At 42.3% G+C, this 14,463-nt stretch carries 16 protein-coding genes and 1 pseudogene; 8 read left to right on the top strand and 9 right to left on the bottom strand.

Translation table 11 applies throughout. From position 1 onward, the window contains the following. Positions 1-7 precede the first annotated feature (7 nt). From ALFI_RS02770 to ALFI_RS02785, 4 genes are read right to left on the bottom strand one after another with little or no spacing between them, the layout of a single operon-like run. Positions 8-1,291 (bottom strand): PcfJ domain-containing protein, encoded by a 1,284-nt coding sequence (locus ALFI_RS02770; protein ID WP_008653292.1) that lies wholly within the window; start codon positions 1,289-1,291, stop codon positions 8-10. Next, complete coding sequence (locus tag ALFI_RS02775) at positions 1,288-1,716, bottom strand: PcfK-like family protein (RefSeq protein ID WP_008653290.1); 429 nt, start codon at positions 1,714-1,716, stop codon at positions 1,288-1,290. The genes ALFI_RS02770 and ALFI_RS02775 overlap by 4 nt, the downstream gene beginning before the upstream one ends. A 16-nt stretch (positions 1,717-1,732) precedes the next feature. After that, positions 1,733-1,948 (bottom strand): hypothetical protein, encoded by a 216-nt coding sequence (locus ALFI_RS02780; protein ID WP_008653288.1) that lies wholly within the window; start codon positions 1,946-1,948, stop codon positions 1,733-1,735. A 7-nt stretch (positions 1,949-1,955) separates the two neighbouring features. Then, complete coding sequence (locus tag ALFI_RS02785; protein ID WP_008653285.1) at positions 1,956-2,291, bottom strand: hypothetical protein; 336 nt, start codon at positions 2,289-2,291, stop codon at positions 1,956-1,958. Positions 2,292-3,299: 1,008 nt separating this feature from the next. Between ALFI_RS02785 and ALFI_RS02795 the strand changes: the two are divergent. The 6 genes and pseudogenes from ALFI_RS02795 to ALFI_RS02820 form a co-directional block, all read left to right on the top strand. After that, a pseudogene (locus ALFI_RS02795) lies at positions 3,300-3,992 on the top strand (hypothetical protein); the annotation flags it as partial. Positions 3,993-4,091: 99 nt separating this feature from the next. Then, positions 4,092-4,466 (top strand): helix-turn-helix domain-containing protein, encoded by a 375-nt coding sequence (locus tag ALFI_RS02800; RefSeq protein ID WP_014774676.1) that lies wholly within the window; start codon positions 4,092-4,094, stop codon positions 4,464-4,466. A gap of 2 nt (positions 4,467-4,468) precedes the next feature. Next, entirely contained in the window at positions 4,469-5,539 is a 1,071-nt protein-coding gene (locus tag ALFI_RS02805) for an AAA family ATPase (protein WP_014774677.1), read from the top strand. A 314-nt stretch (positions 5,540-5,853) separates the two neighbouring features. Beyond that, on the top strand, positions 5,854-6,273 hold the full coding sequence (locus ALFI_RS02810) for a plasmid mobilization protein (RefSeq protein WP_014774678.1): 420 nt from the start codon (positions 5,854-5,856) through the stop codon (positions 6,271-6,273). Beyond that, entirely contained in the window at positions 6,270-7,481 is a 1,212-nt protein-coding gene (locus ALFI_RS02815; RefSeq protein ID WP_014774679.1) for a relaxase/mobilization nuclease domain-containing protein, read from the top strand. The genes ALFI_RS02810 and ALFI_RS02815 overlap by 4 nt, the downstream gene beginning before the upstream one ends. 4 nt (positions 7,482-7,485) lie before the next feature. Next, a complete protein-coding gene (locus tag ALFI_RS02820) occupies positions 7,486-8,013 on the top strand; it encodes a hypothetical protein (RefSeq protein ID WP_014774680.1) in 528 nt (175 codons plus the stop codon). Between the two features lie 60 nt (positions 8,014-8,073). Here the strand turns inward: ALFI_RS02820 and ALFI_RS02825 are convergent, their stop codons facing one another. Together ALFI_RS02825 and ALFI_RS02830 are read right to left on the bottom strand one after the other, a co-directional pair. Then, complete coding sequence (locus ALFI_RS02825; RefSeq protein WP_032531602.1) at positions 8,074-8,460, bottom strand: hypothetical protein; 387 nt, start codon at positions 8,458-8,460, stop codon at positions 8,074-8,076. Positions 8,461-8,565: 105 nt separating this feature from the next. After that, positions 8,566-9,492 carry a tyrosine-type recombinase/integrase gene (locus ALFI_RS02830; protein WP_014774681.1) on the bottom strand — a complete coding sequence of 309 codons (927 nt, stop codon included), beginning with the start codon at positions 9,490-9,492 and terminating at the stop codon, positions 8,566-8,568. A 58-nt stretch (positions 9,493-9,550) separates the two neighbouring features. Between ALFI_RS02830 and ALFI_RS16360 the strand changes: the two genes are divergently transcribed. After that, on the top strand, positions 9,551-10,633 hold the full coding sequence (locus ALFI_RS16360) for a restriction endonuclease subunit S (protein WP_014774682.1): 1,083 nt from the start codon (positions 9,551-9,553) through the stop codon (positions 10,631-10,633). On the opposite strand, the gene ALFI_RS16365 is transcribed toward ALFI_RS16360, so the two are convergent. Beyond that, positions 10,626-11,198: a restriction endonuclease subunit S gene (locus ALFI_RS16365; protein ID WP_225695358.1), complete on the bottom strand. Its 573-nt coding sequence runs from the start codon at positions 11,196-11,198 to the stop codon at positions 10,626-10,628. The genes ALFI_RS16360 and ALFI_RS16365 overlap by 8 nt on opposite strands. 55 nt (positions 11,199-11,253) lie before the next feature. Here ALFI_RS16365 and ALFI_RS02840 point away from each other — a divergent pair, with 55 nt between their 5' ends. Continuing rightward, entirely contained in the window at positions 11,254-11,796 is a 543-nt protein-coding gene (locus ALFI_RS02840) for a restriction endonuclease subunit S (RefSeq protein WP_014774684.1), read from the top strand. Between the two features lie 99 nt (positions 11,797-11,895). Here the strand turns inward: ALFI_RS02840 and ALFI_RS02845 are convergent, their stop codons facing one another. Further along, complete coding sequence (locus ALFI_RS02845; protein ID WP_009316578.1) at positions 11,896-13,101, bottom strand: IS256 family transposase; 1,206 nt, start codon at positions 13,099-13,101, stop codon at positions 11,896-11,898. 134 nt (positions 13,102-13,235) lie between these two features. Continuing rightward, the gene (locus ALFI_RS17320) at positions 13,236-14,462 is read right to left on the bottom strand and encodes a restriction endonuclease subunit S (RefSeq protein WP_014774685.1); all 1,227 of its coding nucleotides are present in this window, start codon (positions 14,460-14,462) and stop codon (positions 13,236-13,238) included. Position 14,463 lies beyond the last annotated feature (1 nt).

The following is a 14,463-nucleotide window of genomic DNA, read 5'->3' on the forward strand; positions in this document are numbered from 1 at the left end:
GTTGATATTATGCTGCGTTCATACGCTGACGGATAAGTCCGGCATTGTCCTCCACAAGTCGGATGATGCGGTCGTGGTACTCGGTATTGGAATTGCATACCCCTCTGCTCTGTACCACTTTCAGCGTTTTCAAACTGACTTCTATCGTTTCAATCCGTTTGCCTTCAATGGTGGCGGATAGGATGAGAGAGTTTGCCTTGTTGTGATAACCGCCCACGCAATGGTGCATCAGCCGTCCTTCCTCAATCATTTCCTCCACGCTTTCAATGACTTTGACAAGAATAAGGTTGTCGGAAAATACAAGCCCGAAGAACATTCCTTTGTCTTTCAGATAGTTCTTCTCGTCCTCAATCGCCTTTTGCCGTTGCTGTTCCGTCCGCTCACGCTCCCTTTGCAGGTTGCGCTTTGCCACCAACTTGTCGTGTTCCGCTTTGAGGTCGGCAGGGCAGACGTATTTCGGGCTGTTCGTGTCCTTGCCAAAATGACGCAGGAGGTCTATGGTGTCGCACCATACGGAGCCGTCTGAAATGGTGTAACCATTGCGGATGCAAATCTTGACGGATGCCCAATATTGCTCCATGTCAAAGGAACTGCGAATATAGTGGCTCAACATGGCGTATTGCCCTGCCTTCAAGAGTGTTTCGGCTTGGCTGTCGGAAAGGATAGCCGTGAAAAGGTCATACGGCAGTGTGTTGTGATAGTCCCCGTTGAAACCGTTGCGTTTCAGTTCGGGGATGAAACGCTGTCGGGGATAGGTACACACAGGTGCTATATCGTATGCGTGAAGTCCGTTGTTCTTGCGCACCTCCATGTCGCTGTATTCCGCCCATTGGTCGTAATACAACATTGACATACCACGAAGTCGGGCAACGGTGGTGGTTGTGCCTTTGGGCGAAATCCACCTCTGCACCACTTCATAAATGGAATACTCGGCTGCTTGCCCTGCCTTGTATCGGGACTTGACGAAGAAGAAGCGTATCACTTGATACTGCTTGCTGGTGGTGACAATGGAGAAGTATTCATTCTCGCTGAAAACGCTCTTTCGGGTGCGCAACGCTTCCAACTGCATACCGCAATGGGGGCAGATACATCCGCAAAGGGTGTCTGCAAGGTCGTGGTCGCTCTTCCACGAATGTCCGCACTCGGTACAGATGTTCGTGCCGTCCGCTCTCTTGATTGCGTAGTGCTTGAAGCAATGACGGAAAGCGTATGCCTTTTGCGTGGCGGTCAATCTCGGTAGTCGCTTGCTCAGATGTGCGACTTCCTGCTGTATGTGTGTTCTCGGTTTCATAAGCCTAAATCAAATAATGAGGGTTGTTGTATTTCTTGGATGGTCGCTTTGGTGGCGGTTCTCGGCTTGTTGCGGTTCTGCAACTTGCGGAGTTCCTCGTCTTGGTATTGTCGGATAGCGTTCTGACGTGCTTCCGCCTTTTCCTCTGCGGTGAGTTCCACCACATGGTTCACGGCTACTTGGCATTGGATAGGCTTGCCCACCTCTATCTCGTTCTCGTCATAGTAATGTACGGCTTGTCCGTATATCTCCCCGTCCGTGAAGCCGTTGCAACCGCTTTTCTGCACATAGTTCAGAATGTAGGTCACGCAATCGTCTATGTTCTTGGCAGGGTTACGGTATTTCTTGGCAAAGAGCGCATCTTCCGCTGCACGTTGCTCCAAATACATCTGTATCGTTCTCTTGAAATGGTCTGTCGTTTTCATATCGTTATCGGTAAGATTAAAGGGTGAATAACCAAAGGATGAAGCCGAAGAAGGCGATTGCGGAAAGGATAGCCACGATTATGCCTATCGCCACTCGGAACACTCCGTTTACTATCTCTCTGACGATGCCCCAAAGGATGCCGAACACCCAAAGGGCGGTGCGCATGATTAGGGCGCATATCGCAAGCCCTATGTATTGCGCCACTTGTCTGAAGTCTGCCGTTGCTGTCATATCCTCGCTATTTTTCAAGTTCTACAATGTTGTCTATCCTGCCGTATAGGTATCTGCGAAGTCCGGTCTTGTCCGTTGCCTTGTATTCCGTCCAACGTCCGTATTGGCACACGAGAAACGTGCGGAGTACATCGGAGAAGTCAAACCTCCAGCCTTGCAGGGGGACTGCGCTCTTGAAATAGGTGTTGCTATTCACCTTTTCGGTGAGCCAATCTTTTTCCTCTCGGTTCATCTGTCCTCCGTTGTTCAGTTTTTCACGAAGGATGTAAACCTTACTGCCTTTCAGTGCTTCCAATGTCGGCACTTCCCAAGCCACGAATTTTGTTGCCATTGTTGTTCCCATATCTGTTCTGTTTTTGATTTTTATTTTTTATGCGGATTCAAGAGCTGAGGGAGTTGAGTTTCAAACTATCTTATCTGCCTCTCGTTTATCCGACATTTTTTTTAATGCGTCTTTCTGTCGCATCGGTCGTTTTCGTTTCGGGTGCTTAAAAAGGTAGGGATTAGGGAATGCAAGGTTTTTTCGGGAAAAATACTACCCGCAGGGCTGGAGATTTTTCCCGAAAACAGGAGGCTTGACCTTGCTTTCCCGTCAAATCCCGGAGTTACCTTTGCGCCCAGAACGGAAATGACTGCCTGATGCGGCTTACTGAAAGGCGCGAAAATGGAGGTAAACGGAAGTAGAGGCAGATTATACAGGAAACTTCAAAAGAGAAATCCGTGAAAAAAGGAAGTCCCCAACAAAAAAAAGACATAGCCGGTAGCGTGAAACCGGGCAAACCACCTGCAAGGAAGTATGGTTTTATCTGTCCGGCCGGACGTGTCGGGGCGGGCAGATAAAATCATTCTTCCCGGTTTGCCTGCTGTGGGTGACGGCTTGTTCCATTTATGGGCAAGCGGTCATACACGGCTTTCCGCTTCCGGCTCAAAGGAACAGCGAAAAAGAAAAATTATCTGAAAAGCCGTAAAAACACCTCTTTGGCATAAGCACAAAAGAAATGGGCTTTGCCTCATCAGTCTAAACTGTTGCTTAGGCGTGAGGCAAAGCCCTTTTCTCCGCTTATGCAGTAGTCGGCACACGTTCGTTCAAAATCCTTTTGGGCGATGGTGTGCCGACGAATAAAGCCGCTTTTACGGAAAAATTTGTATGAGATAGAAAAAATCAGGGAGATTCATATCAAAATCTCCCGTTTTATTGTTACTTTTGCATATGAAGAGTTCTTTGAAGGTTACGCAACGCGCAGAGGAATAATGCAGCAGATAACTAACTAAATCGTAACCTATTACTATCATGAGCATCTAACCTACGCTCATTTCCAATAAATTACACTCTTTTCGTAACTTCGAAAGTACAATTATATTGTGCGGTCTCCTGCAACGATTTTTCTACACTTGGCTAACGAAGAATCCTATCAACTTCTCTTTGGGCGAGCTATTTACGCCTATTGTAGAATCAGAGAACGCCATAGAATCTATGGATGCTACTGAAATACTGCCCATCGAGCAACCGATGGGTTTGGCTGAACAGGAGTGTCCTCCGTCCCAACAGTCAAATCAAAATACTGTAAACTCTGATTGTCCGCAAGATTCTCATTTGAATAAATATGATTCCATATTAGTGGAACTCAAAAAGAAAGAGATTGAAAGGCAAGCGGAAATCATGGATGCGATTCGGGAATATGTAACCGTCAAGACTGCCCCCTATCTCTCCAAAGAGGATATTGCCACCCTCATTTCCAATATAGAGTATATGGCTTACGATCAACCTGAGTCATATAAACCGATTCGTTCCAATATAGACAATCCGCTGAGGTCGCCTGGACTTCGCCATTTGGCATGGAATGTCGGTGAACGCTTGGGAGTACCCTTGGCGAAAAGAGCCGTTTTTATCAAAGAATCATTTCCATACGAACTCGTAAACGCGACCCTTGAATATCTTAAACTTAATTTACGGGATAATGTTCCAAGCCAGATTCCCATTGATGTACCAGATAAAGGCGACTATCGCTTCCATTTAGATGTAGATAATGATGACTCGCAATAAAAAAAGTATGCAGACGAAATAATTAATCCGGTCTGTATTGTTCTGCAAGGTTTCATTGAGTTGGTTCGCAGCATGTTAAACGATTAAAATAGTCATAATATGGAAAAAGACCAACTGACATTCAACGACCTGCCGAATGTGGTAGGCGAACTATGCGACAGAATCGCAAGTATGGAAAACCTGCTTACGGAGAAACTTTCCAAGCAGTACGAAACCAAAGAGAACACGCACGTCCCCATGACCGTACAGGAGGCTTGCAACTATCTTAAAATGCCGTTGTCGACCTTTTATTACAAGGTCAAGAAAGACGATATTCCGGTTATAAAACAGGGAAAGCATCTCTACATCTATCGTGACGAACTGGATAGATGGCTGGAATCTTCCCGGAAGAATCCGGCTCCGCAAAGTTTCGAGGACGAGAATGAGTCTTTGCTCGCCTCCCATCGCCGTAAACCGAACCCTAAAAACTGGTAGCGATGGAAAAGACAGACACTATTATTCTTTCTCCTGAAGAATTGGCCGCTTACATGGCGGAGTCTACAATAAGCGTAACGAGTACATACGAACACTCCCCGGTGGTTCTGATGGTGGACGATACCATTATCGGAACATTGGGAAACTTCAGTGCTTCCATCGGAAAAGCCAAAAGCAAGAAAACTTTCAACGTTTCAGCCATTGTCGCATCGGCATTGAATAACAGCACCGTACTTCATTACCGGTCTACATTTCCCGAAAATAAGCGGAAAATTCTATACATAGACACAGAGCAGGGGCGGTATCATTGCCAACAGGTATTGAAACGCATATTACGTTTGGCCGACTTGCCGGAATACAAGAATCCGGATAATCTGATTATGCTGGCTCTGCGCAAGTTTTCCCCTAAACTACGTCTGGCGATAGTCGAACAGGCCATTGGCATAATACCGGATTTGGGATTGGTCATCATAGATGGCATTCGTGATTTCCTTTACGACATCAATTCCTCCAGCGAATCCACCGACATCATCTCCAAATTCATGCAGTGGACGGATGACAGGCAAATCCATATCCATACCGTCTTGCATCAGAACAAGAATGATGAACATGCCCGTGGTCACATCGGCACGGAACTAAACAATAAAGCGGAAACCATCATGCAGGTCGAAGTGGACAAAGAGGACAAAGCTGTAAGCGTGGTCGAAGCCGTCCATATCCGTGACCGTGAGTTTGAGCCTTTCGCCTTCCGCATAAACGAGGAAGCCATGCCCGAACCGGTAGAGTCCTATCTGCCCAAAGAGAAGAAGACCGGACGACCAACCAAAGGACCGTTCGATCCGGACAAGGAGATTCCAAAGAATGTACATCGTCCAGCATTGGATACCGTTTTTGCCAATGGCAACATCAGCAATTACGATGATTATATAGAACGCTTGAAAGAGGGTTACGGATTGCAGGGTATAAAACTCGGTTATAACAAGGCGGTAAAGGTCGCAACATTGCTCAGCGACGAACGAATGGTTATAAAAGAAGGGAAAGATTATGCCTTCAATCCAGAATACCATTATTGAGTTCAACTTTACTTTATTGTCGGGGCGTATACATAAGAATAAAGTAAAGTCGGCAGGAAGACATCATGTGAGATATTCATATTCTCCCCTCTTTTAGAGGCTCATTTCATTCTATGTTTCCTATCCGAGTGCCAGTTCACTATACGCATCCGATATGGCTTGCCGTGAAGCATCAACAGGTAACTGTTGCGAGATATGCCAAGGTATAACCTCACTGCGTTACGGTTGTACATTGGCGCTCTCGCCTGCTCAGTTCCCTCGCCGGTGCGGTACTCGCAAGCTCGCACCTATTCAACCATTATAAAACGATTCAAATGAAAGAAGATATTGAAAATACATCGGACTCCTCGAAAGAAACCAGAAGTGTCTTTATCGGAGCTAAAGTCACTCCTACTCAGAAGGAGCATATAAAATCACTGGCCGGGCAATGCAGCATGACCGTAAGTGACTACATATTATCACGTGCGTATAACTTCAAGCCCAAAGCAAGGCTTACGAAAGAAGAAGCTGCTCTGTTGCAGAATCTGGACGATTGTCGGTCAGACCTCATAAAATACACATCCGCCCTACACGGAATGTCCACAAAGCAGCGCATGGCAATGTTCAATCAGATTCCGTTCATGGTCGGCTGGCTCAAGGAACTTGGCAATGTGGCCGAAAATGTCTGCCAGTTCCTGAATGCAGTAAAAGAGAAGAATAAAATTCCGTCTAACCCAAAATCCGAAGAAGAATGATTGCGAAAGCCAAAGCCATATCGCACGGTATAAACGACATCCGTTACATTACCGGCGAATCACAGCACAAAAAACATCCGGAGAAGATTTATCGGGTATTGGACAACCTATTGCCCTCAGAACCGGACGCTATGGGGATATGGAACTCCATGCAATTGACCCTATCCCAGCATCGACCGATAAAGAACTCCGTTATCAGAATCGAGCTGAGTCCTTCGCCCGAACATACCCAGTTCTATGACATAGAGGACTGGCAAAAGCTCTGGCACGACTTTGCTGAGGAGTTCGACAAACAAGTGATTATCGGCAAGGACGGAAAAGTCCGTTCTTGCCAAACCAATTTGGCTAATAGCAAATACTCGGTTTGGCTGCATACGGAATCTAAAGGCGAAGTCCCCCATCTCCACGCTGCGATTTGCCGTTTGGATGAAAATGGCAATATCAACAATGACCACAACATTCATCTTCGAGCACAACGTGCAGCCGAGCGAGTGGCAAAGAAACGTGGCTGGACGACTGCAGCACAAATCCGAAATCTCAACATTCCACAAGTAAATCGGGACTGCATGGAGGTGCTGAAAGCAATGCCATTGTGGTCATGGGATGACTACAAGAATGCTCTTATACGGAAAGGTTATACCGTCCATGAAAGGGAGGACAAGAAAGGTCTTCTCCGTGGATATGCTCTCATGAATGGAAACACCAAATACAAGGCTTCAGAATTGGGAATCGGCAGGAACCTGATGGTCTCGAAACTTCCTGCAACATGGAAGAGACTGCACCATCAGCCAACTTCCGTCATTAGAAATAATACTTCCCAAACCGTTCAACAGGTAGCGACACATAAGGTTGCCCCTATTGACTATACCCAATATCTCACATATAGTCAGGATATGATTTCCTATGTCCTCAGTCATGAAGGCAAGGATTACAAATTCTATATCCCAGAAAAAGTACTTGACTGTTTCAATGACGAATTTGATTACAGGTTTATTGCCAACTGTCAGGAACTTACCGATATGGCTGTAGCTATATTTGTCGGACTGATAAATCCCCCCAATGTAACAACCGGTGGAGGTGGTGAAGGTTCGCAAAGCGAGCTTCCGTGGAGAGACAAGGACGAAGACGATTTGCAATGGGCTCGCAGATGCGCTCGTGCTGCCAGCCGTTCGTTAGGGAAGAAACCGAAAACAGGACTAAAACGCTAAGCCCATGAAAAAGAAATTTGATTTTTCCGCAGAAATGAGTGAAGTGGAATCCATAAAAACCACTCCCAAGAATGAATATCTGGAAGAAGAAAAACGACTACTCGATGTAAATGCCAAGGAACTTGCCAGCCTGAATGACAATGTATATAAGCTGAGAATAGAAGTTGAAAATCTGTCCGGCTCTATACGAAAGTGCAAACCTATCATTTCTGAAGAAATGCAAAAGTTGGCAATTGAATTTGGAGCAACACTTCTCTGCAATTTTCTTGGTCAGATTGAAAGCAAATGCAAGGAAGCCGAGCGGAGAATAAAAAAAGCCGACAATGCTATCCATATCCCGGCTACCGCATTCTACATTTTGATTATCATTGTAGTCGCTCTGTCTTCTTTTTTCGTGTGCATGATAGTGGCTAATGCAGAGATTTTGCATTCCGGATTGATTTGGAAAGCAGTTATCTGCTGTATTCTCATTGCCGTTTTAGGAATTGGTATAGCGTTAATAGTACAGAAGTTTTTAGATAGAGGTAAATAAACGAAAAGTCTCAATCGGATAGAGATTGCTACCAGTTGAGACTTTTATAATATGCCTATGTTATTGAAATTTTATTACAGGAACTACTTTTTCACCAAGTTTGGTCTCATAACGAAATGTTCCTATTTGCATAGCCTTTTTACCTTTAGGTACTTCAATTACCTGATCATCATAAAACAGATTCTGGCCATCTGTCACAATATAGACGACCGGCCCAGTAAAAAATGAAGTTGAATGCCCTTTCTCCTCACAATTGGCCAAAGCACCATCCCCAAGAACCTGAAAAACTTCAAATTTTGTTGCGGTAGTAAATACCGTCTGTTGCTCGGCAATCGTAATATCCGATTCGTTAGCATTTGAATTGGTAATACCTATAACAAAAAGTACTGCAATTGTTAATACACACCCAGTAACAATTCCCAAGAAGAATATCAAACCCTTTCTCATAAGTAATATTTTTAATAACATTCAAATATACAACATAATTCTGAATCACAAAACAATTGTGAGCGAAGAAATTACAGCATTAATTCCCTCGCTCTATACATAACTTTATTTACCCAGTGACTTGAAAACCTTGGTAATGCAACGCTTTTTCTGCTCCATATTGGGATGAACATATAAATCCAAAGTAGTTGAAATGTTGGAATGCCCTAATAATACGCTGACTGTTTTATAGTCACAACCGACTTCTATACAGCGAGTCGCGAAACTGTGACGGAGTCCATGATACTTCAGCTTGGGAATATCAAGTTTCTCCATAAGCCTTTTATAGTAGTTGCGATATGTGCGTGGCTCTGTCGGACGCTCATCATTAGTAAGAATGTAATAATCGTCATTAATTACTTTTTTCAAAGGCTTTAACATAGTAAGCAATTCTTTGTTTATCGGGATTTCACGGCAAGAGTTTTTTGTCTTTGGCGTGTTGATGACCAGCTCTGTATGTTTTCTCTCTCCTTCTATGATATAGATGCGTTCTATCGTCCGGTTAACGGTTAGAATCCCGTCATATACATTGATGTCGCTCCATTTCAAAGCACAGATCTCCCCTATACGCAGACCGGTACTAAGGCTGATATAGATACCAAGTCCCGGAAAGGAAAAGTGGCTCTGAATATAGTTCAGAATCTTTTTATGATTTGCCACGGACAAGACCTCCAACTTTTTACCAGCAACGTCTGTTGGGTACTTAATATCCCATTCGTAATAGTTCATCCATTCGTTTTTCACCCCGAATTTCATAACCATCTTTAGGACAATAAGAATGTCCTTAACAGATTTCACGCTCAATCCGCCTTCCAACTTTTCAAGCACAAAGCCTTGTACATCATTTTCATGAAGTTCGTTACTCTCACCAAACTTTGGCAAAATGTGATTTTCAAGAATCAACATGTAGGCTGCCAATGTCGATTGTTTCACATACGGTCGCTTGTTCTCTCGCCATGCGTCCGAAATTTCTCTAATTGTCTTCTGAATCATAATTTTGAATTTAATTGGTTCTAATAATTAGAGAAATATAATAGGTAATGTTCCCCATTTGAGATTTCCGGAGTTTAGTGGAGAGTGGAACAAGTACACCATAAATGATTTAGCAACAGTGGTTGGAGGTGGCACACCTGATACTACAGTGAAATCATATTGGGGTGGAGATATACAATGGTTTACTCCAAGTGAAATCGGTAAAAATAAATATGTAGACTTTAGCAAAAGAACTATTACAAGAGATGGTTTAGATAATTCAAGTGCAAAGCTATTACCATTACACACTATATTATTAAGTTCTCGTGCCACGGTAGGAGAATGTTCTATTGCATCAAATGAATGTACTACAAATCAAGGTTTTCAATCTCTTATTGCGAAACAATGTAATATTGATTTTCTATACTACTTGATTCAAACTAAGAAAAAAGATTTGATTAGAAATGCTTGTGGATCAACATTCTTAGAAATCTCAGCAAATGAAATTCGCAAGATTAAAGTTGCTGTTCCTGTACAAAACGAACAGGAACAAATTGCGAAGCTCTTATCTTTAATTGATGAGCGTATCGCTACCCAAAACAAAATCATTGAGAAACTTCAATCCTTAATCAAAGGACTTGCAGCACAACTTACACAGTCAGGAACTCCCAATATACGCTTGTGTGATTGCCTTGAATGCCATTCATCCACATTGCAAGAAAATTGCGTATCTGTGACTGGCTCATATCCTGTATATGGTGCAACTGGACTTATTGGCTATACCAACAACTATGCTTATAATGGCGAATCAATTTTAATAGTCAAAGATGGTTCCGGTGTTGGTTCTTTGTCGTATGTTAATGACCATTTTTCTGTAATTGGAACACTCAACTATCTAACAGCCAAAGAAAACTACTCAATTCTTTACCTGTATTATGCACTTATGGCGTTCAATTTCACTCCATATATAACAGGAATGGCTATCCCTCACATCTACTTCAAAGATTATGGGAAGGCAAAATTATTCTATCCATCCATTGAAAAGCGAATAAGGATTGCATCATTGCTACATAACATCGAGCAAAAGTTAGTTGTGGAACAAAACCTTGTTATATCACTAAGCGCACAAAAATCTTACCTGCTGCGTATGTTGTTTATATAAATATCATGTGCAATAGATATTGTTTCTGTAAATTCAAGAACCTTAAAAGTTCCTGTTCTATAGACAGTTTTTCCTCTATTGAGGATGTTAAGTTTGTTATATTCTTTTGTTGTGCCATAGATGGTAAAGGACATTTGATATGATTGATGTCCTTAAGATATGCAGTTTTCATTGTTCCCTCTGTAATAATTCTGCTTATTTCTTTTGAGAAGTAAGAAGAAGACATCAGCAAATACAAATACTCTACATTGATATTTGTGTTCGGAACAATGCCCAATATACCTTGCTTGGTACAAACTGGATATTCATTTATAGATATTGCACCTATGGTAGCACCATTGGAGTATATAACAGACTTTGATGGAATAAGCCATGCTGATGATTTTTGCATACCCAGTTCTGTTATAAAGTCTTTATTATTTGTCAGATATTTACAAGACAAGTCTTCAATCTTAATAAATGGAATTGTGCCTTCTGTATAATATTCAACTACCGATGTCGTCGGAGTGCCACCTTCACCAGCTTTAATATAGAAAGAAGAAAACGGATAAAGTTTTCCTTTCAAAAGAACTGTCATCAATTCGTCAACAAGTCCTTTGATTAAGGATTGAATAACGGAAATGTCTGCGATTAGTAAACAGGCATTTGCTCAAAAGCCTAATGGATGGAATAGATTAGACACTTTGTTCTCAAAAGGTAAGGCTGGCGGCACTCCAACTTCTACAAATAAAGAATACTATAATGGAGAAATACCATTCTTGAGTATTAACGATATAACAAAGCAAGGTAAGTATGTCCGATACACGGAAAATCATTTGAGCCGAAGTGGATTAGAGAACTCTTCGGCATGGGTGGTTCCAGAGTATAGTTTAATAATATCAATGTACGCATCGGTTGGCTTGGTAACTATAAATGAAGTACCTATTACTACAAGCCAGGCAATGTTTGCGATGCAGCTCAGAGACAAAGATTTATTGGATTATCTGTACTACTACTTGTCATATTTTAAGTATCGCCACATCCACAAATATCTTGAAACTGGTACACAAAGTAATATTAACGCTGATATTGTTCGCGGAATAATGATTCCAACTTATGGACATAGTCGCAATATGAAAATTGCGTCAACACTGCAAGGCATTGATGCGAAAATGGTAGTGTAAACTGAACTGTGTCACGGCTCTGTTTTTTATTCTTTCCCTCTTATTTGTGTGCAGATTTCACATCTGCATACAAATAAGAGGAGCCTTTCACAGGCAAAGTTACATAATCTTGAACCTATCACCAAATTTTATGGCAAGTTGCTGTGATATCAGTGCCCAATTAGACAGTGGCATAGTCCATTTCCCACTAATGTCTCGATAGGCAAGATACACAAGCTTTTCAAGTGCGGTGTCTGACGGGAACACACCTTTGTTCTTCGTTACTTTACGCACCTGACGATGATAGCCCTCAACCGTATTGGTTGTGTAGATAAGTTTGCGGATTGCAGGAGTATACTGAAAATATTCCGTAAGACGCTCCCAGTTGTCGCGCCAGGATTTGATTACTATGGGGTACATCTCACCCCATTTTTCATCAACCATGTCAAGCTGTGCTAATGCAGAATCCTTGCTTACAGCACCATATACGGTCTTGAGATCCTTCAGAAACTCTTTCTGATGCTTGCTTCCTACATACTTGATTGAGTTACGGATTTGGTGGACTACACATAGCTGAACGGAGGTTTCCGGGAATACACTTTGGATGGCATCAGGGAATCCCTTAAGACCGTCTACGCAACAAATCAGAATATCACGTACACCACGGTTCTGAAGGTCGGTCATAACATCAAGCCAGAAGTTAGCACCCTCACTCTCAGATATATACATACCAAGAAGATCCTTGTGACCAGACTTGTTTACACCTAGGACATTGTATATTGCACGAGTGACTGCACGACCCTTATCGTCTTTTACCTTGTAGTGAATGGCGTCAAGCCAGCAAATGGCATAGACGGGGTCAAGCATACGGGACTTCCAGGCTGTTATTTCGGGAATAACTCGGTCGGTTATAGCACTGATGGTTTCTGCTGAAAGGGTTGTGTTAAACTCACGCTCAAAGTACTTGCTTATATCACGAGTGCTTGTACCAAGAGCATACATGTTGATGATTTGATCTGCCATACCTTCAGCAAGAATTGTCTCACGTTTCTTAACTGTCTCCGGTTTAAAAGAACCGTCACGGTCACGAGGGGTTTCGACTATCACCTCTCCATACTTTGTCTGTACGGTCTTGCTCATCTTGCCGTTACGACGATTGCCAGAACTGCAGTCAACGCTATTAAGGTGAGCATCCATCTCACCTTCTAAGGCTGCGTTTAGGATACGTTCTAGCATAGGAGCCAAAGCTCCGTCTTTACCGAAGAGTGCTTCACCGCTACGCAGCTGCTGGGCTGCTTTCTTGTAGTCTATTTCCAAATTGGCCATATTATAAAAACTGTGTTAAACTATTATTATTATAGCCTGACACAGTTTATTTTACACTCTCGCGAAAATCGACAATGAGTTATCAGTTCTTAAACTATTCAATAGGCAAAAGAACTATCTTTTGTCCCAGATGTTTATATGAACATCTGGGTAAGGAGATATTGCTTCTGCATGGTTAACAAGGTTAGTCTTCGCAGCTCATTAATGATGCACTCATCGTATGAATGTAGTATTTTTGCAGCAAAAAGAATGTTATTGCCATTTGAGGAATACGGTAACACATAGTTTTCTACATCCCCTTTACCAATATTCATTTGGGCAGCACCTTGACCACAAGCTATCATACTATTCTCAAATCTTTGAGAAGATAGAATTTGATATAGGAACTCTTGATTTACATTTTTCGCAAGTTGTAACAAACCAACTCGTTGGTTGAGTAAATAGTTCCCATTCTTACAAAGAGAAACACGCCCAACATTACCCGTAAGAGATATTAAAATATCTCCTTCTTTTAATACTTGGTGGTCTTGTATATCGTTCGGCAAGTTGATTATGCAATTGCAATCTTCATCGTTTATATATCGCTCGCCAGGCACATTTGTTATTGTGAGGATTTTCCATTTGCCCAGTGCATTATACTTGCCACTCTGGAATGCGTAACCATTTTTCAATGTCGCAATATTCGACAAGCATATAGTAGTTTCTAACAAATCTTTTCGTGCGAACAAATATTTACTAATCGCAGACTTTAGTTTTTTCAAATCCTCAATGATTTTGTTTTGGGTTGCTATTCGTTCGTCAATGAGAGATAGAAATTCAGCTATTTTTCTCTGTTCCTCAATTGATGGAAAATATAATGATATTTTGGATAATCCTTCCTGCCCAATATTGAAATGTTGTGCTCCTGCTCCCATTCTGCAAGTTCTTTTGCGCGCTAATGGCGTAGCAAGCAAATACTTAAAGAACAAAGGATCATAATTGCCGATTTTACGACCACGAATAACAAAGCCTCCATAAATGGCGGTACGATTATCCATGTACACATTAGCTCGTCCAACATCCTCCAATGTTTCTGAGCTACGTTGGAATAGCAAATCTCCGTCTTTCACTCCGAAACATTCTATTTCTTTTTCAGTAGCATTGACCTTGCCACGAATATTGTCATAATTGATAACTCCTTCTGAAAGAATATCCATCACCGAAATGAATGGTAGTCCACTTCCAATACGTTTAGCGTCTGGATTAAGACCATTCTTGAACTCCAAATATTCAGAAAGCGTATGCTCTTCCCACTCTCCACTAAACTCCGGAAATCTCAAATGGGGAACATTGAGGACTTTATTTTCGTTATTATCTGCCATA

The organism is Alistipes finegoldii DSM 17242 (assembly GCF_000265365.1).
GTDB lineage: Bacteria > Bacteroidota > Bacteroidia > Bacteroidales > Rikenellaceae > Alistipes > Alistipes finegoldii.